This window comes from Plectonema radiosum NIES-515, assembly GCF_025753815.1.
GTDB classification, from domain to species: Bacteria; Cyanobacteriota; Cyanobacteriia; order Cyanobacteriales; family Nostocaceae; genus Hassallia; species Hassallia radiosum_A.
Window position 1 is genome coordinate 1 of the sequence record NZ_JAOWRF010000334.1, and the last position, 26,017, is coordinate 26,017.

Consider the following 26,017-nt stretch of genomic DNA (forward strand, 5'->3'; position numbering starts at 1 on the left):
ATAGCGCTTGACGAAAGTCTGGCATTTTTTTTCCTGGTTGTTTTACAGGGATGTCGATCAAAAACTCAGCCCCCTCTTCAGGTTGGGACAGACATTGTAATTTGCCTCGGTGCTTTTCGACAATTTGGTAACTAATTGAGAGTCCTAAACCTGTGCCCTTACCCACCTCTTTTGTTGTGAAAAAGGGGTCAAATAGCTTCGCGTTTACTTCTTGGTTCATGCCAATTCCATTATCTTTGATGGAAATTTGTAGCCAATCATTTTCTAAAAGCTGGGTTTTGATTGTAATGATCGGATGATGTTTTTCCTTAGCAGATTTAGCAGATTGACGGCACGACTCTTCTACTGCGTCAATTGCATTGGAGAGTAGATTCATAAAGACTTGATTGAGTTGTCCGGCAAAACACTCTACCACCGGTAACTCACCATAATCCTTGATCAAATCAATGCCTGAATGTAATGAATTAGGCTTAAGACGATGCTGCAATATTAACACAGTGCTATCGATTCCCTCATGGATATTAACGGCTTTTACCTCGGCTTGATCCAAACGAGAGAAGTTTCTTAACGAAAGAACAATCTCCCGAATGCGTTCAGCACCTAATTTCAGCGAAGAAAATAGTTTAGGCAAATCTTCCGCGATGAACTCTAAATCTGCCACTATTGCTTGTCGTTTAATTTCTGGTTCTGGTTCAGGATAGTAATGTTGATATAGATTGAGCATCTTAATCAAGTTTTGCGTGTACTCATGAATATGGGCGATATTGCCGTAGATAAAGTTGACAGGATTATTAATTTCATGTGCTACCCCAGCGACTAATTGTCCTAAACTCGACATTTTTTCACTTTGAATTAAATGAGTTTGAGTCTGCCTTAAATGGTCGAGTGTTTCGGAAAGTTGTGTGGCTTGCTGCTGTGTGTGTTTGAGCAGTACCGCATGTTCTAGGGCAACTCCTAACTGAGAGGCAATTTGGCTGAGAAATTCAATTTCAAATTCTTGCCACTCACGGGATTTTTCACATTGATGAATACACAATAAGCCCCATAGCTGATCTTGCTTAATCATGGGAACTACCAAGTTTGCCCTGATTCCGAAGCGAGACAGCATTGATATATAACACTCGTCTAGCTCGGAGTTATAAATATCACTAACAGCATGAATATGACCTTGGCAAAATTTCTCAGTATACTTCTCACCGACACAGCGATCGTAGACTTTTGCGGTTAAGGTTGATGGCAAACCAGAGACAACATCTTCGGCAATAACTTCCCCACCCTCATATTCAGAGTCGGAGTAGAAACGAAAAACAACAACACGGTCGGCATTGAGTACTCTGCGGAGTTCTTGCGTGGTGGTTTCAAAAATCTCGTTCAACTCAAGGGATTCCCGAACTTTGGTAATGACACTCGCTAGGGTTTGCTGCTGTTCTGCGACACGAGCCAATTGTATGGATTGCGATCGCACTTGTTCTAAATACTCAGCTTGCTGCACCGCTACTCCCAGTTGAGTTGCGATTTGCGTCAAAAACTCTACTTCCATTGCTTCCCAATGCCGACTGTCTGAGTGTTGATAAGCACTCAATAAGCCCCATAAATCTTGCCCGACAAAAATCGGCGCAATCATAAACGCTTTAACATGAAATTGTTCGAGTAAATCAATGTGACATTGGCTAAATTCCATGCTATGCACATCATCAACCACAAAGGGTTCATTATGGCGATAGCGTCCACCTTGGGTTTGTTGTAAGTAGGTGTCGTCCCATACTATGCCGACTTCAAGTTCGGTGCTTCTCTGCCATAGGGGATTTACAGATTCATAATCGCTGACAAATTCACCTCCCCAATCGGCATTAAAGCGATAAACTGCGACGCGATCGCTTTTGAGTAATTGACAAACTTCCTCTGTTGTGGTTTTGAAAATATTTTCCACATCCAGCGATTGGCGCATGTTGGCTATGATCCCAGCCAAAGCTTGTTGCCGTTCAACCGATCGCTGTAACTCAATAGTTGAGCGTTGCAAGTCGATGTTAGTTTGTTGCAGTTGGGCAGTGCGATCGCGTACTTGTTGCTCTAAATTTGTATTGAGAGTTTGTACCTGTTGGTAAAGTCGGTATTGCCTCACAGCAGTGGAAAAGCGCTCACCTAATGCTTGCGCTAGCTTGACATCTGATTCTCCCCACTGTTGTGCCTGCCCAGTTTTCAATTCGCGCCACGCTTCAAACGACTGACGCGCCATCATTTGGCGAGAATCAGTAGAAAAACAGCCAGCCCAAATCGTTTCAATATCTACCTCATCTCGGAAAATACTTAAGCAGCCAACGACAGTGGAACCATGCTGAAGCGGTACAATTAACAAGCCGCGAATTTGGGTTGCTTGGAAACAAGGAGTGAGCGAGCGAAATAAAGGTTCTTTATAAAGGTCGGCGATCGCCCACAAATTTGAGTCTGAAGTTAGTTCGTTGGGTGGAGCACTCAAAGCATAAACGGCTCTCATCCAGTTTACCGACCATGATTTAACACTGGGCTGTTCTGGATTGCCGACGGGCAACATAGAGGCAGAATAAAGATATTTCTGCCACAAGCGATGCTCCTCAATATATCTACCTTGTCCGCCATCGAGTTGGGTAGGCTGCACCCCGCAGGTGTAGATTTCTGCGCTTTGCTCGCCGTCTCTTAGCAAGTAGAGCCGTCCTCCAGAGCCAGCAAAGGCAGCCACCGTTTCTTCTAGGGCAGTTTCAAGCTGAACCATCGGGGTGGTATACAATTGCTCGGTAACTTGGTTAATAATGGCTTCTAGGCGGGCTTGCTGTCGCACTTGGTTGAGCAATATCGACTGAGAAATAGCGATCGCCACTTGATCGACTACAGACTGAATAAATAATAATTCCTGCTCTGTTACTATCCGTGGTTCTGAGTGGTGAGACACCAACAGCCCCCATAATTGAGATGATTGCTGTAAAGAAGGTAAAGAATCTTGACCGGTTTCCTTGCTTTCTAAAACAATCGGCACCACAACCGAAGATTTTACACCCATTGCCGTTAAATATTCTACATGGCAAGGATCGACCGGGCGATAGCGAATATCTTGCTGGTCTAAAAATTCGCCTGTTTCTGGGCAATTTAGAGGACTGATACCGATTTCGTGTGTTGTCAAATCGACTACTGTGCGCTGGCGTGCCCGAACATACAATTCACGCGCGTAGGGGGGAATGTCATCTGCGGGAAAATTCAGCCCTAGCAAAGGAGGTAAACGTCCTTCCTCAATTGATTCGGCAATTACTAATCCATGACTGTCAGGTTGAAACTGGTAAATTTTTACGCGATCGGTGCCGAGAAACGAACGTACTTCCGCAACCGTCGCCGATAAAATTTCTTGAAGTTCTAAAGATTGCCGAATGCGATTTGCAATGCGGTGTAAAAAAATCTCTTGAGTATGACCTACATGCTTAGTAAGCGGATCTCCCATACGTTTTAGTCTTATTGAATATCTAAAAATTTTGGGTTTGGATATATTACTATTTTCGTTATAAGTATTAATCTGAAACACTCGTAAAAATACGTATAATAAATTTGGAAATGAAACTACGGCTAATTTAAATTGCGTAGCTTTGGCATCAAATCGCGATCGCTGTAGAATTTACTTAGAACAGTGAAAGCCTTTGTCCTATATAGGTTTGATGATTTACTACGTGCCCATTGCCAAAAATCCCACTTACCACTATGACCGGAAGCCAGAAAAAAAAATTTTGAATTTGGTTGGACAAAAGACGCAATTGATGGTGGAATAGATAAGGAGCTTTCCTAAGTTGACAATAAAATAGACAAAAATCGACATATATCGAAAAATATTGACTATCTTTTGTTGCTAAAAACCAGGAATTAATGTATAATCATTAATTATCTCAAGTATTTAACAAAACTATTGCTGACGCGAAAACAAAGCTTGGATAGTGATAGTTTTTTGGGATTTAAACAACAAAGTTAAAATCGCGTTTGGCTAAAGCGTGAAAGCTTACTGAGGGATAACCGCTCCCATGCTCCCATTGAAGTAAGAAGTAAGTGTCTAGACTTGTCTAGTATTTATATAGCAGGCATTTGCTGCCTCAATAAAATAAGCAAATCCCAAATAGCTGATGGGGGTGTGGCGGAATGGTAGACGCTACGGACTTAGCTAACTGAGCCTTGAAGGAGAAATCCCTCAAGTGAACGCTCTCAAACTCAGGGAAACCTAAATCTGGCAACAGACATGGCAATCCTGAGCCAAGCCGATAAGAGTGCTGAGTGCTGAGTCATGAGTTAACTTTTAACTCTTAACTCATAACTCCTAACTCTAAAGGAAGGTGCAGAGACCCGACGGGAGCTACCCTAACGTCAAGTCGAGGGTAAAGGGAGAGTCCAATTCTCAAAGCCAAAAGGTAAAACAACCGATTAGGCAGTAGCGAAAGCTGCGGGAGAATGAAAATCCGTTGACCGTAAAAGGTCGTGTGGGTTCAAGTCCCTCCACCCCCACTAAAAAAACTCACTGTAGGATAGCCTTGTTCTGCAAGTCTATTCTACAGTGACCGTGGACATACATACTAATGTCCTTGTGAGTGTTTAGTTATGGTCGTGACAAATTAAGTCTCGCTTGGTTACTATACATAGAAAGTCAAAAACTCCTAGAGACGTAGCATTGCTGCGTCTCTAGGAGTTTTGAGTAATGCATAATTAATTTCCACATCGGCTGTCTACTGATGACAAATTAATATCATCAAGCTCATACACTCTGTAATTATCATACATTGTCGATGTGGCTCCTGTGTGCGAGTCAGAGTTAGTTGAACGCATCTCAAGCAGAAGTGGAAAGCTGAAGAAGACTTTGAAAACCTCCGATCGCAAGATGGGGATGCTTTAGAAATTCAATATCACCACATCTGAGAAAACCTGGGGAAAGAAAAAGGACTGCTGGGGGTTATCTTCCGTAAAATCCACTTATTTAGTATAAATACGTACTCATTTGTATAAATACAGAAGAAATCAAATAATTTAATATCCTGTTTATCAAATTTATGTAAAAAAATTACTTAATTTTTGAATAATAGATTGATCCTCTTGTTCACCAAGGTTAAGCTGATAAGAATATAGTCGGCAAACTTTTTGGTCTTGAGAACTGCAATGACCGCAAATATGTTACAGAAAAATCAGGTAAATAAGGATTTTATTAAGTCTAACTCTAAACAGATAAGTCTGCAAACTGCACAAGAGAAAACTTATAAGTTTTTAGTAGAAATTGTGCAAAAATGGTCACCAGAAGACGTGATCAAAGAATTTAAGCTTTTATTTATAGACTGTCTTGATTCAGTTGATTTAAATTCTGCACCAAGTATATATGCAATGTTTTCTGAGAATAACGAACAAGAGTTTCGCCATACACTTAAGCGATGTTGCTACATTATAGTTAATAACTGGGATTCTCAGAGAAAATATAAATATATCAAAGAATTAGTGGAATTATTTGTTAATTACCAAATCAAGATATGGGCTGCTAAATCTTGTTCAACTAAGATAAATATTTTCCAAAGATGGTTAATAAATTTTGTTAATAGTAACGATTATGAAGAATTAAAGTTGTTCGCTCTTAAACACAAAGAAGAAAACAAAACTCATTGGACTAATCGCTATACAACATATTTATTAGTTGCTCAATCTTTTGATAAAAATAATCCAAAAGAGCAACAAGAAGCGGCTTTAAAGCTCTCCAAGCAGATGAAAGACAAATTTAAGTTTGAACTAGCAATGTATCTTGCTCGTTCTCAGTGTGCTAACTCAAGCGAAACACGTTACAGAAATCCCACTATTTTGGAAAATAATGTTTTGCATTTAATCAAGACAATTGTTTTAAAAAAAGGTGCATTCAGTCATGAAAATATTGCAAATATATTTCTCAAACAGACTCAAAATCAAACTTTAAAAGAGTTTAAAGATAGCTTACAAAAATATCTGATTTTTTCTGTAGAACGTCAAGATTTTGTAGAAACGTTGAAACAGCAGTTGTCAGATAAACTATCGCTTTGGAAAAAAGAATATGATGAAGAAACTATCAGCAAAGAATTGTTATTGAGAACCTGTAATCGAGTGATTGATTGTTTAACAACAGAAAAGGGACGAGAACCTTCACAATTATTCGTTTTATTACTTTCTCAGGGTCATACATTCACATTGGTGATTGTACTGCTAAAAGTAATTTTGATTTGCAAAAATGCCCGCAGTCATTTAGAAATTAGGATGGCTGATTTGATTGGTTATTACGACAAATATCCAGAAGAAGAATGCCAATGGGTTATTAATTTTATAGAAATTTTTAATATCACTTTTGCAATTTATGCAGAAAACGTTGAGTATAACTTGATTAATATGAAACAAGATGAGCAAACATCTCAGCCAATGGTAAACTTAGATGCTTATCGTGTGTTTTCTCAGTTAAAAGTAGATGCACAATCAGGGGACAAGGGGACTACGCGATCGCATTCTCCATAACCCGATGATTTAATGCGATCGCTTATTTATAAGCTGTGAGACTTTTTATTTTATCGTTGAGGCACTAGAGGGAGAAGGGGAGATAGTTTTAAGCTGACTCTCCTTTGGTTGCTTTTAAGAAGCTGCTCTTGTTAGGTCTGTATTTCATGCAATTGAGAACCGCTACAAGTGGTCATATTCAATATTATTTGAAAATTTTTCTCTTGTACACAAATGTTCTGCATGGGTACGAGAATATAAGCTTACTTTCCTAGGCTTCGCTTGTATAGCCCTATCCTTCTAGAATAGGCAAAATCAAATTCCATGACTCTTGCCAATCACCCAATTACGACGGAAAAACCGCGCTAAGGCTGATTCTGACAAAGATAGATAAATCGGGCGCCCGTGGGGACAGGTGCGTGGGTTGCGGGTGCGTTGCCAATCATCTAAAAGTGTCTGCATTTCTGGTAAAGTTAGGGGTGTACCGTTGCGAATTGCACTGCGACAAGCTACGGCTACTTGCGCTGTTTGTAAATCACCACCCCAACTAAGTTCTAAAATAGCTTCTGCACAATCGTCTCTTTGCTGTAAAAGTGCAGGTATGTTACGAACTGCCCAAAGTTGTTCGCCAAAAGGTTCTATATCTATATTGATGCGTTGTAGTTGGGAAACTTGCGCCGGCGACAATTGATATAAAATAATCGCAGGTTCCACGGTAACAAGTTGCCAATTATCGTATAATTGCTCATATAAAACTCGCTCATGAGCAATATGTTGTTCTACTAACCACATACCACCGGCATGTTCGACAACTATATAAGTGTTGTTAACTTGAGCGACAGCTTTTAAAGAGTTAGGAGTCGGGTAGAGACGACCCGGTGGGTCGTCTCTACGGGAGTTAGGAGTTTTGTTTTCGTCAGAATTAGGACGTTGAACATGATAACCTCCTTTTTCTTCTGCGGCTTTGATTAATTTACTAACTCGGGTTGTGTGAATTGCTTCTTTGATATTGACAGAATCGATGCGAAGTGCTTGCTGAATTGCGCTGGATATTTGTTCTTGCCAATAGCTTAATTCATTGAGGTAAATTTCCGTTTTTGCGGGATTGCGGTTCCAGTTAATTTGATCGGGGGAAATATCAAGATGTAAAAAACAGATGGGATAGCGATCGCGTGGTAATGTTCTGTGAAATCCTGTAAAAATCGTTTGCTCTAATTCTTTTGATTTTACCATGCGTCCGTTGATCGCTACTCGCACCCAATCTGGACGATGACGATGACAGCGATCGGGCAATCCTATCACTAATGAGAGTGAGGAGTTAGGAGTGGGGTAGAGACGACCTGGTGGGTCGTCTTTACAAGAGTTAGGAGGGTTGGGTACTTCTAATTTTAGTTCTTGTAAATCGCCTTGTTTAACTTGATGTAAAATTTGCGGCAACAGTTTTCCCGTTGTGGCAGCCGGTGAAAGAGTGAACCATTCACGGTCATTTTGCCAAACTTGCCAGGTAACATGAGGATGACATAAGGCAATTTGATGAATCGAGGCTTGTACCGCTTTCATTTGAATAGCTGTGGTTGGCAAACCTTGACGCCGAGTTGAGTAATTTCCGAATAAATTGGATATTGTGACAATTGTACCAGGTGCGATCGCTGCTGCTTCCACTACCACAGGTTCCCCACCATAGCCATACACAACCCTGAATCCACCACTTGCAGAATTTGCCGGACGACTTAAAATTTCTAAATCTGCCAAAGTCGTCAAACTGTGTAACGCTTCACCCCGAAATCCTAAACTGTTAATTTGCCACAAATCTGCACAAGAGCGAATTTTACTGGTACTGTGTGCCGATGCTGCTTGTTGCAAGTCATCCAAATTCATTCCACAACCATTATCTGCTACTCGCACCCGCCACTGCTGTGCCCATACAGAAATTATAATCCGTGTTGCACCTGCATCTAGGGAATTTTCTATCAATTCCCGCACCACTGAAGCTAGAGAGTCAATAACCTCTCCGGCTGTAATGAGGTATACTACCTCCGTTGGTAAAGCTTGAATTGTAGAAGACATAAATTTCAGTATAGGCGAGTTGCCAAGCACTGAATAGAATAAAAAAATTTCTAGCGGGTTTATTCTTTGGCTATGTCGGGAAATACCCATTTCCCGACTATCCATCCCACATATACAACTACTCTGTATCTATTAAATATTGATGCTTTGAGGAATATTCGTAGGGAGCAAAAATTTGTAAGGTATTATCCTATCACCCTTACTATTACTATTTCTCTGGTTAATCTGTTGCTCAATGTCTTTTAGGTTTGTCTGGAATTTCTCCAAAGCCGATATTACATTTGGATCTGTAAAAGCTGATGCGGAATAATTGCCTAAATTGGTGTAATAGATAGAGCCAAGTAAATAAACTAAATTTATCTGATTTAGTGCTTGCTCTAGCGGTGGTAGACCATTTATGAAATTCTCTGGCTGCTGGGTATCTATAGGTACAGGTAAATAACGGGCTAAAGGAAATGCTGGTGTATACATCATCAGTTCCTTTTGCGGAAAATTAACAGCAGCGTGTTGAGCGCTAGCCGTAAAAATAATCGTCGAGACAGCTTTCACTAGATAATCTAGCGTTTTAATATGCCCTTGTCCATCGTCACCAAAATTTTTTAAGCGACCTCCTTCATGGGAAATCAATGTAGATGCCCAAGTCTGTAAATCTGGATCGTTAAGAACTGATGAATCACTGCTGTAGTAGAGACTAAAATATTCCTGAACCCAACTTTCAATAGCACCCCAAATCAATAACCCGTCATCTCTATAGGGGTAAGTAGGTAGTTTGCTCGCATCGTCAACACCCCGACTTGTTAAAGTATCAGGAAAGGCAATATCATTAAAGTTAAATAGGTAGCTTTGCGCTCCATGAGCACCTAGAGTTTGGTCACTGCCAATACTGCTAGCTAGCAGCTCATCTACACCACCCCCTGGGGCGATTAAGGTTGTATGGGCGCCATAATTAATCAGTATAGTACCCTCAAGATGAGGTTTCAGCAGGTTTCTTAGATTGTGGTTGTCAGGCAATTGATTAGTTGCCACAACAAAAGGCTCAACCACTAAGTGAGTACGACCTAAGTGACTGACTAACTCGTGATAGTTGCTATCTGCCATTTGTACAATATTCTTGGCAGTCATCCACGTATCTGCGTCAGTATCAGTAACTAAGGGTGTAAATAAAATCCAATTATTACTAATTGAAGTCTGCTGATAACTAATTGCTACTGGGAATAAAGAGCGAACTCTATAGCTACTTGGTGGTACTGCAAATAGCGCTAAAGGAGCAGAAATATACTTTTGTTTTTGAGGGAAAGTGCCATTTACTAAGCTATCTAACAGAGTATAGTCGGCTAAATAAATTCGACCCTCAGCTAGTGCGTTATTTAGAGTATCTGAAACTCCATAGAAGTTAGCAACATCAGAGTATTTATCTTCAGTAATTGGTAAACGCAAATCTAGTTGTGCTAGCTGCTGTAGCATAACTGGGTTGGAACCAGCCACCTGCATATAAGCAAAATATTTATCTTGTTGAAAGTGATAAGAAATATCCGGCTTGGCTATAACTTGAAATTGTTTGTTGTAATTTTCAAGGCTAGGAGAATTAGAAGCCGACTTGGAACTGGGGGTTTGATACTTAGCTAGTTCTGCTAACTTAGCCGTGGATTTAATTATTTCCTTAAGATTTTGGATTTGAGGCTTTTCACTTAATTCTTCTAAATTCAGGGTAACCCTTTCTGGATTTTCAATTAATAAATGAGCTATCTGTTTGTCAATTTCTTCAAATTCCTCATCAATTGAAGGGTGAGTAATGCTTTCTGGTTGTTTAGCAAGTCTAGCAAGCGCAAGTTGCTCATCAACTTTCTCTTCTTGGTTAATTTCTTCTAAACTTGATTTCAACTTCAAAAGAATAATGCTTAATTCTTCTTGAATTTCTGGCTTGTTTATTTTGTTACCAATTGCATCTAAGGAAACGCCAATTATTGATTTCAAGAAATCTGGTTGGGTAATTAAAGATTGGTTTAACTGAATAACAATTAATCGGATTACTACTGCAATAACCCATTTGAGGTTGGGAAGTTCTTCTTTAGGAAGAAGAGGTATAGTAATACGTCCAATCGGGTATTGAGGTACATTTGTTATGGCTAAAGGATTTAGATAATCGTGGTTGTATTTATATGTAAAACCTTTGAATGCGGCTTCACGTAATTTTATAAGTGAGTATAACAGTTTAAGCAAATCTACTGTATCTAAGATTGTATTTTTCTGATATGAGGTAGATGAAGAATCTTCAGTGTTAATCTGTGACATGATTTTACTGTTTGTTAATTTACCGAAAATTGTGGCTATTTTAGTCTTGAAAATAGGACTTGTGCATTGACACAGAAGCCTAAATAGCAGGTATGCCTTTTAAGGCTTTTAGCTAGATTTATTCAACTCCCTTTTTGCGATGCCTGCGGTTCTTGCTAGCCTAGGCAACTAACAAAGGATAGTTTATAAAAGTTTGAAATAACGAAATGCGCGTTAATACACAAGATAGCTCGTTTGAGAGCGTGCGTAAGTGCTATTACCATTATTCTGACAGAATTTGTACCACAAGTATACTCGTGTAATAAATTGAAATAAGTACGGTGAACTCATGGACTTGGGTATGGTTAAAACTCTCTGAAAGCCTGTCTCCAAGCTGGATTTATCGCCATTGGACTGCACCAAGAGTGACAAAGGGAGCAATTTCCTTAACCTGTCAAGGATGATTACGAACAAAGCCTGGGTAGGCAGGCTTCAAGAATTCTAGCCCACGCAGGCAGGCTTTGTACGCACAACGCCACACCCTTCTAGGGTGTTGGTGCTTAATTATCCCGCATCGATAAAGCTTTCATTGGTTCAGGTTTGAGCAACCCATTTAACAATGATGCCGGACGTTGATGGTAGGGCCAAGCAAAAGCATGACGGAAAGCTGCATCTTGACAAGCTTGTAGCTGTTGGAAGTTGATAATGTCGTAAGTCAAGAGATTTTCATACTCAAAGGGTAGACGGACATTATGCAAACCTGCATTATCAGTACAAATAGCGATATCTACCCCCGCATCAAAACATCGGTCAAAAACTAACTTGAGTTGACGTATATCGTCTAAAGTACCAGTTTTTAAGTATGTTGTCGGGCAGACCTCCAAACACTGCCCGCGTTTAGCTACATCTTTAAGTAATTCTGGATACAATAGGGGAATTTGGATGCCGTGACCAATCCGCATCAAATAAGGTAATAATTGTGGATAGCAACCAGCGGTGGTTTCGTAAACATGTCCGGTGGTTTTGACATTATGCGATCGCGCATAATCATACAAACTAATCCACTCATCCAAGCGATCGGCATAATAGCTATCACCACCAGCAACATCGATTCCACAGATATACTTGGTATTTTGCGCTGCTAAATCCACAATCGCTTTATTCACCTCATAAGGTAAACGCGAATGCATACAAAGTATTTGGCTAGTCACAATGGGATATTCTTGTAATTGACTGGCACGTCCGACAACTTCCACAATCTCTGCCATCTGGTCAATTCTCTTTGATTGACTTAAATGCTTTGGTGTACGGAGATAAGGAGTATAGCGCAGTTCCAGATAAGCCAAATTCTCAAAAATATAAGCACCCCGCATCAGACGATAGATAAAGTAAGGCAAACTTTCGGCATTTTGCACGCTTTCTACCAAGGTGTGCAATTCCAGATATTCATCTAACGTGCTGCGCGATCGCGTGAAAAACTCTTCAAAAGCCGAATAGTCAGCAAACCGTGAAAGTAAATCTGACGAATTGCGTTCTAGGTATCGCCACAGAACACGGGGTACAACCGAACCGCCCAGATGTCTATGCAATTCAGCGTATAAAGCCATAATGGTCTTTTCCCGGAAAATTTCTGAAAAAGTTTAATAATATTAACAATAACAAATAAAAACGTAATTGATGGCAGTAATCATTTTTGATAAAGCTAAATATAAGACGGGTAGAGAAAGCTAGATATCCTGAAAAAAAGAGTTTATTACTAGTTACTTTTTGTACTCACTATTCTCCGATGGTAAATTTTTGGTATGAATTTGTCTATGTAAAAAAAACTACAGACTCAAATCCAGAACTGTAGTATATTTTTGATTAAAGACCATTTATAAAGTAAATCTTAAGTAGGGTGCGTTAGGCTGAAGCCTAACGCACCCTCAGATAACATGGTGCGTTAGGCGCTCATATCATGTTTCTCGTGACAAACTAGATCAAAATATGCGCCTAACACACCCTACAATAACTTTATTTTTAGTTTATAAATAACCTCTTACTGAATAGACATCTCCAGAAAAGACGTAGAGACGTTCCGCCGGAACGTCTCTACAAGGGTTCGGGGGAACGTATAATTAATTTCTGGAGATGTCTAATGATGGATTGTAAGAAAAGTGATTCTTCGCGCTAGAACCAGTTTGTTAACTATAAGTTTGTTGTGTGTAATTATTACAATCTTTTTTCTATTCTCAACCTTAGATTTTGCTGTAGCAGTTCGCAATCCGGTACTATATGAAAAAGCACTGATTGCGAAATCTGAGTTTGTCACTCAACTTGAACCTCTTGTTAATATTGACTCTGGAACATGTGATGCACTCTTAATTAAATCTGGGACATGTCATGTGGAAGGAATTACTAAGGTCGAAAACCTTGTAATTGAGCAACTTAAGTTAGTCGGAGCGCAAATCGAAACAACAAACGCGACTCCTAGTGTTGGACGAAACATTCTGGCAACGATTAAAGGAACTGGCAAAGCTAATATTTTACTTCTTGCTCATACAGATACTGTTTTCAAAGAAGGAACCGTTGCTCAACGTCCATTTAAAATTGTGGGTAATAAGGCTTACGGTCCCGGTGTAATGGACGACAAGGGAGGAATTATTTTAGGGATCGAAGCATTGAAAATTTTGAAAGAAATGAATTTTCAAAACTTTGGAAAAATCACTTTTTTAATTAATCCAGATGAAGAAAAAGGGTCGCGTGGATCGCGAGATTTAATTAAAGAAGTCGCAAAACAACACGATTATGCTTTAGTTTTAGAATTTGGTTCGCCACAAGATAAAATTACCTCATGGCGTAAAGGAATTGGTCAGTATGGATTTGAAATCAAAGGTCGAGCTGCTCATGCTGGTGCGGAACCGGAAAAAGGCTGCAATGCTCTATTAGAAGCAGCACATCAAACCCTGAATGCAAGTAAACTCGGCAATCCTAGCAAACAGACAACTGTTAATTTTACTGTTTTGAGTGCAGGCGATCGCGTAAACACAATTCCCGATTTTGCCAAAGTTCAAGCTGATGTGCGGGTACTGGAAGTTCAAGAGTTTGATCGACTTGAGCGTGACTTTAGGCAGATATCGCAAAACAAGCTTTTATCATGTACTGAAGTCAAAGTCATCTCAGAACGAGGACGACCACCATTTCCACCTAATTCAAAAACTAATGCGTTAGTCAAAAAAGCTCAAGCTATTTACCGAGAAATTGCCCTGAATCTGGGAGTTGAGGGTAGTGGTGGTGGTACGGATGGTAACTACGCTGCTGCTGTTGGTACAGCTACTTTAGATGCACTTGGTCCTGTAGGTGGTGGCGCCCATAGTGCGGATGAATACATAGAATTGGAACGAATCGCTCCTCGGATTTATCTACTGACCAAGTTGTTAATCGATTTGGCAGCGAGTTGAGTCGATCGCTTGCAATAATTCTCTCGCTGTGCAGGGTTTAGATAAAAATCCTTTGACACCTGTGCCGGCGGATTCGGCAATGTTTTGATTTGATAACAAACCGCTCATGGCGATAATTTTCACATGGGGATTTATTTTTTGTAGGGTGCGGATAGCGATCGCACCATCCATCCAAGGCATCATCATATCCAACAATACTACACTAATTTCCTGCTGTCTTTGGGCATAAATTGCTACAGCTTCAATCCCATCACTGGCAGTTAGCACCCGATAATTATATGTTTCTAAAGATGATTTAGTCACATCGCAAATTGCAGCTTCATCATCCACCACCAAAATTAATTCGTTATTTCCCGTAAGTGGTTCTAGTTCAACAGAAGGCAGATCGATTTCCACTTTGGTGGAACAAGGTAAGTAAATCTGAAATTGCGTTCCCTGATTAACTTCACTGTATAAATTAACAAATCCACCGTGGTTTTTAATAATACCCAGTGCTGTGGAAAGTCCTAAACCTGTACCTTTACCCACCTCTTTAGTAGTGAAAAAAGGCTCAAAAATTTGCTCTTGAATTGTCTGCGGTATCCCTATACCTGTATCCGCAATGGTGATAGCAACATAACAACCGACTTGGGCATCGATATGCATTTTGGCATAATGTTCATCAATGAGGATATTTTCGGCTGAAATCGTCATTATACCCCCGTCGGGCATGGCATCGCGGGCGTTAACAACTAAGTTCATTAGCACTTGATGCAATTGGGTAGCGTTTCCCTGCACCTGCCAAAGCTTGTCTAATATGTGTGTATGGCAAGTGATGGATTTAGAGAAGGTTCCGGTGATAATGTCTTCAATTTCTGTTAGCAAAGACTTAATTTTCACAGTTGTCTGTCTGCCTTCGATACCCCGTGCAAAAGATAAAATTTGTCTAACTAAATTTGCTCCGCGTTTGACATTATTTTCTAACATTTTTAGCAGATGTTCGCTTTGCGGATCGGACAATTTCATCTGCAATAAAGGAACTGCTAATAAAATCGGTGCTAACACATTGTTGAGGTCGTGAGCAATACCACCAGCTAAAGTGCCGATACATTCCAAACGTTGCGATCGCAACAGTTGTGCTTCTAGTTGTTTCTTTTGGGTGATTTCTGTATTAACAATGAAAATTGATTTCGGTTGCCCAAATTCATCACGCACCAAAGTCCATCGACTTTCTACTAGAATTTCATCACCGCTTTTTTGTACTTGTTTTAATTCACCTTGCCACGAGGCGTTTTTAATTACAGTTAAAAGCGCTGATTCTGGCTGTGGTAAATCTTCGTACAAAAGCGTCAAAGCATCTTTACCAACAGCTTCTTCAACTTTCCAGCCGTACAAAAATTCTGCGCTTTTATTCCAGAATAAAATCTCATTCTGGATATTTATTACGAAAATTGCGTCAGTTGCTACATCTAGTAGCGCTGCTTGTTCGCGAATTTTCTGTTCTGCTTGTTTCAGTTGGCTGATGTAATGTATAAGCAATTTATACAGGATTGTAAAAAGCGCAAAATCTGCACTCTTGCTGATGAAAAATTTAGCGATCGCCTTTATGCTCCCAGAAAATTGTCTTTCTGGCAAGTTTTTTTTTGTCTCTTTCGGAAACAACTTAGGCAACATTTTCTGTGATAACTTTTGTGTTGACTCAATGTCGATAACTAGCATTTGAATATTATTTGTCATTTGTTTATCTCTTGGAGATATAATTGACTGCCAAGCGGCTTCAAACATGTGTTTCGACAACAAAATTTCTGATGGCTGTGGATGTTTTCTTATTGAGGTAATTTGCTGCTCAAGTTAAGAAGTACACTGCTATTTTCCGGATAATTTCGATAAAAGTGTGATTTTTTTTACTTCCACTTTCATCATCTCGACAAGAGAGTGCATCTGTAGCGATCGCGTAACCAGTCAGCGAAATTAAGTGCATCTTTGAGTGTAGTTCTTGCACTCCCAAAGGGAAAAGGGTCAGAAGTCAAAAAGTACGAAAAAGCATTTACCCAATGCCCAATGCGAGCGTGCACCATCCTTGATTTTCAAAGCTTAATAAATTTAATAGCAATTTCAACATTCAGAAAAATGTCACTTTAGTTACATTTAATCAAAATTGGTTTATTTGATTAAGCTACTGTTTTATTCTCTGAGATTGTATTTGGCACACTTTTTATTCGGAAATTTCTGGCTTTATTGTGACAATTTTTGATACATATACTGCTAGATAACAATCTGACGATTTTAATATAAATTAATAGTTATCAGTAATTATAAACTAGCTTTCGGGAAAAAGTTTACAAAAATTAAGATGAAACTCATAATTGAACGCTGATAACTGATAAATCCCTTGTAGTTGCCTTCAACATCTCAGTCAATTTTTCTCAAAATCCGATTAAATAACCTTGACATTAGTCACAGAATCTGTTGATAATTAGAGATTGTGAAAACTTTAGTTCTTTAATAAACGCTTGGCTAACGTCATTGTCATAGGCGCCCAGTGGGGCGACGAAGGAAAAGGTAAAATAACAGATTTACTCAGCCGCTCCGCAAACGTTGTTGTACGTTACCAAGGGGGTGTCAATGCTGGACACACGATTGTAGTTAACAATCAAACCTTTAAATTGCACTTAATTCCCTCTGGTATTTTGTACCCAGATACCGAGTGCATAATCGGTTGCGGAACGGTAATAGATCCACAAATCCTCATCGAAGAACTGGATCAACTTGAAAAACTAAATATATCTACTCGCAATCTGCTGATTTCCGAGACTGCTCATGTCACGATGCCTTACCATAGACTGATTGACTCCGCATCGGAAGAACGACGCGGAAATCACAAAATCGGCACAACAGGTAGGGGTATTGGTCCAACTTATGCTGACAAATCTGAGCGTATTGGCATCAGAATGTTAGATTTGATGGACCCAATCGGGTTGAAAGAACAATTGGAGTGGACGATTAATTATAAAAACGTCATTCTGGAAAAGCTTTACAACTTGCCGCCTTTGAATACCCAAGAGGTGATAGACCAGTATTTGGGGTATGCAGAACGGTTGCGACCTTACGTAGTTGATACCTCAATAAAAATATACGATGCGGTGCTGCGACGGCGCAATATTTTGTTTGAAGGAGCGCAAGGTACGCTTCTGGATTTAGATCATGGAACTTATCCTTATGTAACATCCTCGAACCCCGTAGCTGGGGGGGCTTGCGTTGGTACAGGGCTAGGACCCACAATGATAGACCGGGTAATTGGGGTATCAAAAGCGTATACCACCAGAGTAGGAGAAGGACCATTCCCCACCGAACTAGACGGAAAAGTGGGAGAATTGTTATGCGATCGCGGTGCGGAATTTGGCACAACCACCGGACGCAAACGTCGGTGCGGTTGGTTTGATGCTGTTATCGGTCGCTACGCCGCTAGAATTAACGGTATGGATTGTGTGGCGATTACCAAACTTGATGTCCTCGACGAATTAGACCAAATCAATGTTTGTGTCGCTTATGAAATAGATGGTGAACGTTGCGATCACTTCCCCTCTAGCGCTCGTCAATTTGCACGCTGTCGCCCCATTTATCAAACAATGCCGGGATGGCAGGTGTCAACAAGTGACTGCCGCACTCTCGAAGACTTGCCAAAACAAGCACTGGACTATCTAAAATTCTTAGCAGAATTAATCGAAGTCCCCATCGCGATCGTCTCCCTCGGAGCAAGCCGCGATCAAACTATCATCGTAGAAGACCCAATTCACGGTCCCAAACGCGGCTTATTGCACCCCAACGGCACACCAGCCACTTTGCTCAGTGCGTAATAGGGCACGCTCGCATGGGGCATAGGGCATGGGGCATGGGGCATTGGTAATAATTCTTTTCCTTTTCCCCTTCCCCTTTTCCCATTGCCCAATGCGAGCGTGCCCATTGCCCAATGCCCAATTACCTTTTTCCCAACTTGTATGGATCTCACAATTGAATCTCAAAAGCGCCCAGAAGGCAGCAAACCGAAGGCTTTGCGCCGTTCTGGGCGAATTCCGGCGAATTTATATGGTCACAAAGGTACAGAGTCTATTGCTTTGACTATTGATGCCAAAACCGTTGAGCGTCTGCTGAAAAAAGGTTCAGTCAACAACACGTTGATTGATTTAAAAATTACTGATATCCCTTGGCAAGGTAAAACTTTGTTGCGGGAAGTTCAGATTCATCCAGCAAAACGCACCCCCTTCCACCTCAGCTTTTTTGCGGTGGCAGGTCACGGTCCGACTACGGTAGAAGTACCACTGCGGTTTGTCGGAGAAGCGATCGGCGTTAAACAAGAAGGTGGTATGTTAGACACCGTGTTTAACCAATTGCAAGTCAGTTGCGAACCAGAAAATATCCCCGAAGCAATTGAAGTTGATGTTTCTAACATGAAAGTTGGTGACAGCTTGCAGATCCATCAGCTTTCATTGCCCCCAGGTGTGACAGCTTTAGCTGAACCAGAGCAACTTGTTGTCAGCGTTTTACCATCACAAGGGTCAGCTGAAAGCGAGTCTACAGACACTGAAACTCAGTCTTAAGCAAGCTTGAGTATATAATAATTGTCGATGATACCAGGAGGTAACTCCTGGTTTTTTTGTGTTTGAATTGCCAACTCACCAAGGACGCTAAAAAAAGATGACAGTTTCTGTTCCAGCTTTGATTGAGCAAATGTTGCAACCTGGGTTTTATCCCCATGCGGTAACTGAACCAATTCAACTGATTCAAACGCACATTTCTTATGTGCTCCTAACTGGGGATTATGCTTATAAAGTAAAAAAGCCGATGAATTTTGGCTTTTTGGACTTTTCAACTTTGGAAAAACGGCAGCATTTTTGCAATGAAGAATTGCGGTTAAATCAGCGGGGTGCAGCAGAACTGTATTTAGAAGTTTTGCCTATTACTCTGACGGATAATCAATATCATCTGGGAGGAACGGGAGAAGCTGTAGAATATGTGTTGAAAATGCAGCAATTTCCTCAGGAGACTTTATTTAGCGCTTTATTTGAGCAGGGTAAGTTGAATGAAACAGATTTGGAACACTTGGGACAAGTTGTAGCTGAATATCACGCGAAAACTGAAACTAGCGATCGCATTCGCACTTTTGGTGAAGTTGCTCAAGTTAGAGAAGCGTTTGACGAAAATTACCAGCAAACTGAAAAATATATCGGTGGTCCTCAAACCCAGATGCAGTTTGACGAAACAAAGCTATATACAGATAAGTTTTTTGCAGAACGCACAGAACTATTTAAAAGTCGCATTGCCAATAACTTCATTCGTGAATGTCACGGAGACTTGCACTTAAGAAATATTGCTTTGTGGCACGATAAAATTTTGCTGTTCGATTGCATTGAGTTTAATGAACCGTTTCGCTTTGTCGATGTCATGTTCGACATCGCATATGCTGTGATGAATCTGGAAGCAGAGCAGCGACAAGATTTGAGTAATGCCTACTTAAATACTTATGTTGAGCAAACCGGTGATTGGGAAGGGTTACAGGTACTACCGATATATTTAAACCGTCAAGCCTATGTCAGGGCAAAGGTGACATCGTTTTTGTTAGACGATCCAGGTGTTCCCGCAACGGTTAAGGAAGAGGCGGCTAAAACTGCATCTGAGTATTATAAACTGGCTTGGAATTATACTAAACCCAAGCAAGGAAAATTAATATTGATGTCGGGGTTGTCGGGTTCTGGTAAAAGTACCACAGCGCGGTTATTATCTCGTGAGCTAGGAGCAATTCTGATTCGTTCGGATGCCGTGCGGAAACATTTGGCGGGAATTCCACTTTTAGAACGGGGTGGGGATGATTTATATACACCTGAGATGACTGAGAAAACTTATGCACGCTTGCTAGAACTAGGAATTATACTGACAAATCAAGGTTACACGGTGATTTTGGATGCCAAGTACGATCGAGAGAAGTTGAGAAAAGAAGCGATCGCTTCTGCTAATAAACACCAACTTCCCCTACAAATTATCCAATGCACCGCACCAGTATCGGTTTTGCAACAACGGTTGCGCGATCGCACAGGTGATATTGCCGATGCCACAGCAGATTTATTACAATCACAACTTAACTCGGCTGAACCCTTCACCGAAGAAGAAAAACCCTACCTGAAAATTTTGGATACAACTCAACCACAACAGGCACAATTAAAAGAAGTAATTCGCCAATAGATTTAAGCTTATGGCACCAAAAAAGAACGACTTCGGCGGTTTGATTACCATCTCTCAAGCTTTCTTTTCTCAACTCGTCTTTGGGTTATTTTTAACACTCATATTTACCATGACGGGCGCCCCACCATCCCTAAGTATCTTCTTAGGTATATTGGGGGGTATAGCCTTAGGTGGGTTGACAACCGCAACTAGAACCAGTCCTCAAGCCCCTACTTTAGGTTCAGCTGATGGTATTGATGCCGGACTGAAATACTGGTTATTTTTCTTGCTGGGCTTTCTAGTTTTGGGATATCCAGCACCGATGAGTGTTTTCTTGAGCGCATTAGCCGGTTTAGGGGGGGGCTGGATTATTGCTTGGTGGGAAACCTCAGAAGAAACTAAAACTCAATTAGCTGCTGAAGGCTCAGAAGACGATCAAGGAGAACTCCCAAACGAAAGGGCAATCAAACGGAAACGCAGACCCACTCGTCGTTTCCGTCGCTCTCGTGGAGGTTTCAATTTGAGGTTTTGGGAAAGGTAGTCTAATTAGTTGTTGGTTGATGGTCAACAGTCAATAGTCAATAGTTAGGCTGCACCTGGTTGCCCTCAGGCTGGAAGCCTGGGGCTATACAAACAAAGCCCACCTGCGTGGGCTTTATTAGGCGCATCTTCATATAGAAATAGTATATCAACTATCAACTAACCACTAACAACTATCAACTAACCACTATCAACTATCAACTAACCACTAACCATTCCTAATGTTTTTATATCTTTCTAAGTTATTACCGCTGTTTTTTTACCCTTTAGGGTTAGCCTGCGTTTTTTTGCTGTTTTCACTTGTTATGCTGTGGAAAAGACCGCGCATAGCAGCAATGGCGATCGCATTAGCATTAACTATATTGCTTGTTTCTGGTAATGCTTGGGTTTCTCACTCTTTGGTGCGATCGCTTGAATGGCAAAATCTCCCCAGAGCGGAAATACCTTCTTCTGAAGCAATTGTGGTTTTGGGTGGTGCAACTAAATCAGCTACTCCGCCACGTCCAGGTGTAGATTTAAATGAAGCAGGCGATCGCGTTATTTACGCAGCTCAACTTTATCGCCAAAAAAAAGCCCCCATAATCATTCTCAGTGGTGGTCGCATCGATTGGCGCGGCAGCGGTTCCCCAGAGTCAGGGGATATGGCAACAATTCTGACTTCTATTGGTATACCAACAGAGGCAATTGTCCAAGAACCTGACTCTCTCAATACTCATGAAAATGCCGTAAATGTCCAGAAAATTCTCGCGGCTCGTGGTATTCGTCGCGTATTGTTAGTTACTTCGGCAATGCATATGCCGCGATCGCTACTTATCTTCAAGCGTCAAGGAATTGATGCTATTCCCGCACCTACTGATTTTCTCGTCAGTCAGGGCGAAATGCAAGAACTCGCCAGCACTCCCAAAGCCGCAATTTTAAACTTCTTTCCCGATAGTGGGAACTTAGAGCAATTTACCAGCGCTGTAAAAGAGTACATTGGTACTGTCGTCTATCGTTTACGTGGTTGGCTTTGAGAATACTTTTTAGAGGAAAGCTGCCTACAGTTTTTAGCTGTTGCGATCGCTTGTTTCTTCTATTGATTGGTTATCTTGTGAAGTTAAATCGGATAAGTTTGCTTTTTGCTCCCACGAGTAATTACATATTTTGGTATGAATCAGTGTGCCTAGTGTGAAATTAATCAGTGCTGCCACTGAATCGGTAAAAACCATATCTATAGCTTGGTTAAACATAATTTTTCGTGAAGTAAGTTTTTTAGTTGTAGTTGGACGTAAAAATTACTTCACAAGACAAAACGCCTTTTTCAGATAAAAATTAAAATTTCACCCTCAGAATTTACACTTATTTGTCGGAAAAATTGCTGCCTGGATGCGATCGCGTAGTAAATAAATCACAGGTATCACTCTACACCGTATTCCCGGCATTTTTTCAACCACACGGATGCATCGAGCAGGCAAGTTTTGTTTGTGTAACCCCACCCTTGCCTTGGTGAGGATGCCTTTTTTCACGAGAGGATTAATTCCGAAAATTCCGCAAACGTAAGGCATTAGTCACTACAAAGACAGAACTAAATGCCATTGCACCCCCAGCAATCATTGGGTTGAGTAACCATCCAAAGATTGGATAGAAAACCCCAGCAGCGATAGGAATACCCGCGACGTTGTAGATAAAAGCAAAGAAAAGATTTTGCCGGATATTGCGGATGGTAGCACGACTAAGTTTAATCGCCGTGACAATGCCTTGTAAATCTCCCGAAATTAAAGTAATGTCACTGGCAGCGATCGCTATATCTGTTCCCGTCCCAATCGCAAACCCCACATCAGCTTGTGCTAGCGCTGGTGCATCATTGATACCATCACCCACCATCGCAACAAGAGAGTGGGGAAGCGTGGTGTGGGGGAAGCGTGGTGTGGGGGAAGCGTGGTGTGGGGGCAATACGGTTCGGTTAAGAATATTTGTGAACCCAAAACCCTTGTAGAGACGTTGCACTTGGTAGTCTCTACATACGTTAACCGAACCGTATTGGGAAGCGTGGTGTGGGGGAAGCGTGGTGTGGGGGAGTGGGGGAAATATATTCTTCCTAGTCTCCTTGTCTCCAAGGAGTCCCCTTGTCCCCCCATCTCCCCATCCCCCCCTCTCCCCATCCCCCCCTCTCCCCCTCTCTCCTTGCAACGACTTAATCACCGCTACTTTTTCATCGGGTCGGACTTCGGCAAAGATGTTAGTGATATTAACTTGAGAAGCGATCGCTTGTGCGGTTTGTCGATTATCTCCGGTAAGCATCACCACTTCTAAACCCATCTTTTGTAGTGCTTTCACCGCATCTTGTGATGAAGGTTTTAAGGCATCAGCAATGCCCATCAACCCCTCTATTTTGCCATCAACAGCAATCAAGACCACTGTTTTACCAGCGGCTTCCCAGACGGGTTTAAAATAATCTAACCTCTCCCCCACACCCTCTCCTACAACAAGAGGGGAGTCATTCTCCCCCTTCCCTCCCAGGGAAGGGGGTAGGGGGGTTAGGTTCTCTTCCAACCAGCGCTGTGTACCGATTTGTACTAGCTGATTTCCCACAAAGCCTTGGACACCGCTACCGGCGATCGCTTGAAAATTCTGGGCTTCGGGGAAATTAACTTGTTGCGATCGCGCATAATTTACAATAGCTTCACCCAAAGGATGTTCAGAATTACGTTCCACCGCTGCGACTAACTGCAAAAGCTTCATTTCATTGTTATTCGCAGTCCCATTAACAGTTACAAAGTCGGTAACAGTCGGTTTTCCTTGAGTCAAAGTCCCGGTTTTATCCAGCACAATCGTTTTAATTTTGTGTGCCATTTCTAAGCTGGTTGCATCCTTAATTAAGATGCCATTTTCTGCACCTTTACCAGTTCCCACCATCACAGAAGTTGGTGTAGCTAAACCTAAAGCACAAGGACAAGCGATAATCAACACACCAACGGTGGTAATTAAAGATAAACTCAGATTTCGTGTGACACTAAACCAAATAATAAAAGTAACAACAGCAATAATAATTACTGCCGGCACAAACCATTCAGTTACCCGATCTGCTAATCTTTGAATTGGTGGGTTGCTTCCTTGCGCTTGTTGAACTAGTTGAACAATTTGCGCCAAAAACGTATCTTTACCAATTCTTGTAGCCCGAAATTTAAAGCTACCTGTTTTATTAATCGTCGCTCCAATTACCTCATCACCTGGGACTTTTTTATTCGGTAAACTTTCACCAGTCACCATCGATTCGTCAACTGTAGAATTGCCTTCAATAACTTCCCCATCAACCGGAACTTTTTCGCCTGGACGCACTAAAATGACATCATCAATTATTACTTCTTGAATGGGAATATCAATTTCTTTGCCATTGCGAATTACTCTCGCATCTCTAGCTTGCAAGCCGATAAGTTGGCGAATTGCCTCGGAAGTTTGTCCCCTAGCGCGACTTTCTAACAACTTTCCTAAAGATATTAAGGTAATAACTACTGCTGCTGTTTCATAGTAGACTTCTGGCATCAAGCCTTGATTGACGAAAAAGGCAGGAAAAATAGTAGCAAACAACGAATAGAAATAAGCTGCACTTGTACCCAGAACAATTAGCGTGTCCATCGTTGCAGAACGATTTCTTAAAGCTTTCCAGCTATTTATATAGAACTTATAACCGCACCAAAATTGTACAGGTGTAGTTAAAATTAATTGCAACCAAGGATTATGCAACCATGCAGGAATGAAAGGTAAATGTAAGCCAATCATCATTGGCAACGAACCAATTACCAGTAAAATACTAATTACTGCTGCAACTGCTAGTTTAATTTTCAAGTTGCGTAATTCTGCAAGACGAACGGCTTTTTCGGCATCATCTTCCCCAGTCATTATGCCTTCATCTTCTAGAGAATAAGCCGAGTATCCTGCTGCCTCTACAGCTGATTGAATTTGCTTTAAGTTAGTTTTGCGGGGATTATATTTAACTAGGGCTTGTTCTGCACCAAAGTTGACGCTACATTCACTTACACCTGTAACGGAAAGAATCGTTTTTTCGATTCTTTTAGCGCAAGAAGCACAACTCATGCCTCTAAGTTTGAGTGTGAGGGTATCCATATTCAACTTTTTCATAATCCAAAATGCCTAAGTCGTAGGATATAAAGGCATTTACGCATGTATCATGATTCCGATTATTTCAGTACGTTAAACTAGATTAAAGTACCACTCTTTATGTCAGCTTTACTAAAACTATTATAAAATCTCTAGTTAGGTGGAGAGTCAAGCAATTCTGAAAAAACAAGATTCCCGACTTCTTAGAGGATACAGAAGAGCGAATCAGGGGTATTACCCCTTATTTCACGATTTTTCGTCATTATACACAATTGTAGAGACGTTCCGCCGGAACGTCTCTACGAGGTTTTTTAATAAAATGAGGGGTCAGACTACCATTCACCAACGGTATCCTTAGAGAAGTTGGGGATCTGAGCAAGGTAAATTTTCAGAACTTTTTTATCTATCTGTAGTGTGATAAGTTGAGAAATCTACCATGTTAACTAAAGATAATCAACTGCTGTTAATTGGTCAGGTAACAGCCAAAAGCAAAGTCCCCATTAGGACGATTCGCTATTACGAAAGTCTCGGTTTACTCAAGTCATCAGGACGAACCGAGGGAAACTTTCGGCAATTTACCGCAGATGTACTGACTCGTTTGTCATTTATTAAACGCGCTCAAAAACTGGGGCTGAGTTTGGAAGAAATTGGCGAAATCTTGCAAGTATATGATGGTGGGAAACCAGCGTGCGATCGCATTCAACAAAAGCTCGAAGATAAAATATCAGACATTGACCATCAGATAGAACAATTGTTAACCTTGCGAGACGAATTAAAAGGAGTACTATCAGGATGGGAAAGTTTGCCAATTAAGTCAGAAAATACAATTTGTCCTTTGATTGGCAACTGAAAATCTCAAATATTAACTAAGTAGATGAGCATAAATAAACGCTCCTTAACGTAGTAACGGC

Annotated in this window: 17 protein-coding genes; 8 read left to right on the forward strand and 9 right to left on the reverse strand. The window is 40.9% G+C overall.

Annotated elements, in window-relative coordinates:
• Nucleotides 1-3,466, reverse strand: a 3,466-nt coding sequence (locus OGM63_RS23315; RefSeq protein ID WP_263748055.1) for a GAF domain-containing protein, incomplete at its 3' end; no start/stop codon positions are given.
• Between the two features lie 1,688 nt (nucleotides 3,467-5,154).
• Between OGM63_RS23315 and OGM63_RS23320 the strand changes: the two genes are divergently transcribed.
• Nucleotides 5,155-6,516: a Sll1247 family protein gene (locus tag OGM63_RS23320; protein WP_263748056.1), complete on the forward strand. Its 1,362-nt coding sequence runs from the start codon at nucleotides 5,155-5,157 to the stop codon at nucleotides 6,514-6,516.
• A gap of 294 nt (nucleotides 6,517-6,810) precedes the next feature.
• Here the strand turns inward: OGM63_RS23320 and mutL are convergent, their stop codons facing one another.
• From mutL to OGM63_RS23335, 3 genes are all read right to left on the reverse strand, one after another.
• A complete protein-coding gene (gene mutL, locus OGM63_RS23325; protein ID WP_263748057.1) occupies nucleotides 6,811-8,562 on the reverse strand; it encodes a DNA mismatch repair endonuclease MutL in 1,752 nt (583 codons plus the stop codon).
• Nucleotides 8,563-8,694: 132 nt separating this feature from the next.
• Nucleotides 8,695-10,854 carry a lipoxygenase family protein gene (locus OGM63_RS23330; RefSeq protein WP_263748058.1) on the reverse strand — a complete coding sequence of 720 codons (2,160 nt, stop codon included), beginning with the start codon at nucleotides 10,852-10,854 and terminating at the stop codon, nucleotides 8,695-8,697.
• Between the two features lie 539 nt (nucleotides 10,855-11,393).
• Nucleotides 11,394-12,440 carry an adenosine deaminase gene (locus OGM63_RS23335; RefSeq protein WP_263748059.1) on the reverse strand — a complete coding sequence of 349 codons (1,047 nt, stop codon included), beginning with the start codon at nucleotides 12,438-12,440 and terminating at the stop codon, nucleotides 11,394-11,396.
• 549 nt (nucleotides 12,441-12,989) lie between these two features.
• Here OGM63_RS23335 and OGM63_RS23340 point away from each other — a divergent pair.
• Nucleotides 12,990-14,273, forward strand: a complete 1,284-nt coding sequence (locus OGM63_RS23340; RefSeq protein WP_263748060.1) for a glutamate carboxypeptidase — start codon at nucleotides 12,990-12,992, stop codon at nucleotides 14,271-14,273.
• Here the strand turns inward: OGM63_RS23340 and OGM63_RS23345 are convergent.
• Complete coding sequence (locus OGM63_RS23345; protein WP_263748061.1) at nucleotides 14,250-15,989, reverse strand: hybrid sensor histidine kinase/response regulator; 1,740 nt, start codon at nucleotides 15,987-15,989, stop codon at nucleotides 14,250-14,252. The two genes, OGM63_RS23340 and OGM63_RS23345, sit on opposite strands and share 24 nt — an antisense overlap.
• A gap of 109 nt (nucleotides 15,990-16,098) precedes the next feature.
• The gene (locus OGM63_RS23350) at nucleotides 16,099-16,233 is read right to left on the reverse strand and encodes a hypothetical protein (RefSeq protein ID WP_263748062.1); all 135 of its coding nucleotides are present in this window, start codon (nucleotides 16,231-16,233) and stop codon (nucleotides 16,099-16,101) included.
• A 532-nt stretch (nucleotides 16,234-16,765) separates the two neighbouring features.
• Here OGM63_RS23350 and OGM63_RS23355 point away from each other — a divergent pair.
• From OGM63_RS23355 to OGM63_RS23375, 5 genes are all read left to right on the forward strand, one after another.
• A complete protein-coding gene (locus tag OGM63_RS23355) occupies nucleotides 16,766-18,109 on the forward strand; it encodes an adenylosuccinate synthase (RefSeq protein ID WP_263748063.1) in 1,344 nt (447 codons plus the stop codon).
• Between the two features lie 141 nt (nucleotides 18,110-18,250).
• Nucleotides 18,251-18,850, forward strand: a complete 600-nt coding sequence (locus OGM63_RS23360) for a 50S ribosomal protein L25/general stress protein Ctc (RefSeq protein ID WP_263748064.1) — start codon at nucleotides 18,251-18,253, stop codon at nucleotides 18,848-18,850.
• Between the two features lie 97 nt (nucleotides 18,851-18,947).
• Nucleotides 18,948-20,489 (forward strand): bifunctional aminoglycoside phosphotransferase/ATP-binding protein, encoded by a 1,542-nt coding sequence (locus OGM63_RS23365; RefSeq protein WP_263748065.1) that lies wholly within the window; start codon nucleotides 18,948-18,950, stop codon nucleotides 20,487-20,489.
• A 10-nt stretch (nucleotides 20,490-20,499) separates the two neighbouring features.
• Nucleotides 20,500-21,009: a hypothetical protein gene (locus tag OGM63_RS23370; protein ID WP_263748066.1), complete on the forward strand. Its 510-nt coding sequence runs from the start codon at nucleotides 20,500-20,502 to the stop codon at nucleotides 21,007-21,009.
• A 304-nt stretch (nucleotides 21,010-21,313) separates the two neighbouring features.
• Complete coding sequence (locus OGM63_RS23375) at nucleotides 21,314-22,021, forward strand: YdcF family protein (RefSeq protein WP_445974567.1); 708 nt, start codon at nucleotides 21,314-21,316, stop codon at nucleotides 22,019-22,021.
• A gap of 33 nt (nucleotides 22,022-22,054) precedes the next feature.
• Here the strand turns inward: OGM63_RS23375 and OGM63_RS23380 are convergent, their stop codons facing one another.
• From OGM63_RS23380 to OGM63_RS23390, 3 genes are all read right to left on the reverse strand, one after another.
• On the reverse strand, nucleotides 22,055-22,237 hold the full coding sequence (locus tag OGM63_RS23380; protein WP_263748068.1) for a hypothetical protein: 183 nt from the start codon (nucleotides 22,235-22,237) through the stop codon (nucleotides 22,055-22,057).
• A gap of 96 nt (nucleotides 22,238-22,333) precedes the next feature.
• Nucleotides 22,334-22,513 carry a hypothetical protein gene (locus OGM63_RS23385; RefSeq protein ID WP_263748069.1) on the reverse strand — a complete coding sequence of 60 codons (180 nt, stop codon included), beginning with the start codon at nucleotides 22,511-22,513 and terminating at the stop codon, nucleotides 22,334-22,336.
• 7 nt (nucleotides 22,514-22,520) lie between these two features.
• Nucleotides 22,521-25,112 carry a heavy metal translocating P-type ATPase gene (locus tag OGM63_RS23390; RefSeq protein ID WP_263748084.1) on the reverse strand — a complete coding sequence of 864 codons (2,592 nt, stop codon included), beginning with the start codon at nucleotides 25,110-25,112 and terminating at the stop codon, nucleotides 22,521-22,523.
• A 430-nt stretch (nucleotides 25,113-25,542) separates the two neighbouring features.
• On the opposite strand from OGM63_RS23390, the gene OGM63_RS23395 reads away from it, so the two are divergent.
• Entirely contained in the window at nucleotides 25,543-25,956 is a 414-nt protein-coding gene (locus tag OGM63_RS23395; protein WP_263748070.1) for a heavy metal-responsive transcriptional regulator, read from the forward strand.
• The last annotated feature ends 61 nt before the right edge of the window (nucleotides 25,957-26,017 follow it).

Coding starts and splice junctions, on each gene's coding strand:
- OGM63_RS23320 (WP_263748056.1), top strand. CDS start 5,155: ATGACCGCAAATATGTTACAGAAAAATCAGGTAAATAAGGATTTTATT.
- mutL (WP_263748057.1), bottom strand. CDS start 8,562: ATGTCTTCTACAATTCAAGCTTTACCAACGGAGGTAGTATACCTCATT.
- OGM63_RS23330 (WP_263748058.1), bottom strand. CDS start 10,854: ATGTCACAGATTAACACTGAAGATTCTTCATCTACCTCATATCAGAAA.
- OGM63_RS23335 (WP_263748059.1), bottom strand. CDS start 12,440: ATGGCTTTATACGCTGAATTGCATAGACATCTGGGCGGTTCGGTTGTA.
- OGM63_RS23345 (WP_263748061.1), bottom strand. CDS start 15,989: ATGACAAATAATATTCAAATGCTAGTTATCGACATTGAGTCAACACAA.
- OGM63_RS23350 (WP_263748062.1), bottom strand. CDS start 16,233: ATGCACTTAATTTCGCTGACTGGTTACGCGATCGCTACAGATGCACTC.
- OGM63_RS23360 (WP_263748064.1), top strand. CDS start 18,251: ATGGATCTCACAATTGAATCTCAAAAGCGCCCAGAAGGCAGCAAACCG.
- OGM63_RS23365 (WP_263748065.1), top strand. CDS start 18,948: ATGACAGTTTCTGTTCCAGCTTTGATTGAGCAAATGTTGCAACCTGGG.
- OGM63_RS23370 (WP_263748066.1), top strand. CDS start 20,500: ATGGCACCAAAAAAGAACGACTTCGGCGGTTTGATTACCATCTCTCAA.
- OGM63_RS23375 (WP_445974567.1), top strand. CDS start 21,314: ATGCTGTGGAAAAGACCGCGCATAGCAGCAATGGCGATCGCATTAGCA.
- OGM63_RS23380 (WP_263748068.1), bottom strand. CDS start 22,237: ATGTTTAACCAAGCTATAGATATGGTTTTTACCGATTCAGTGGCAGCA.
- OGM63_RS23390 (WP_263748084.1), bottom strand. CDS start 25,112: ATGGATACCCTCACACTCAAACTTAGAGGCATGAGTTGTGCTTCTTGC.
- OGM63_RS23395 (WP_263748070.1), top strand. CDS start 25,543: ATGTTAACTAAAGATAATCAACTGCTGTTAATTGGTCAGGTAACAGCC.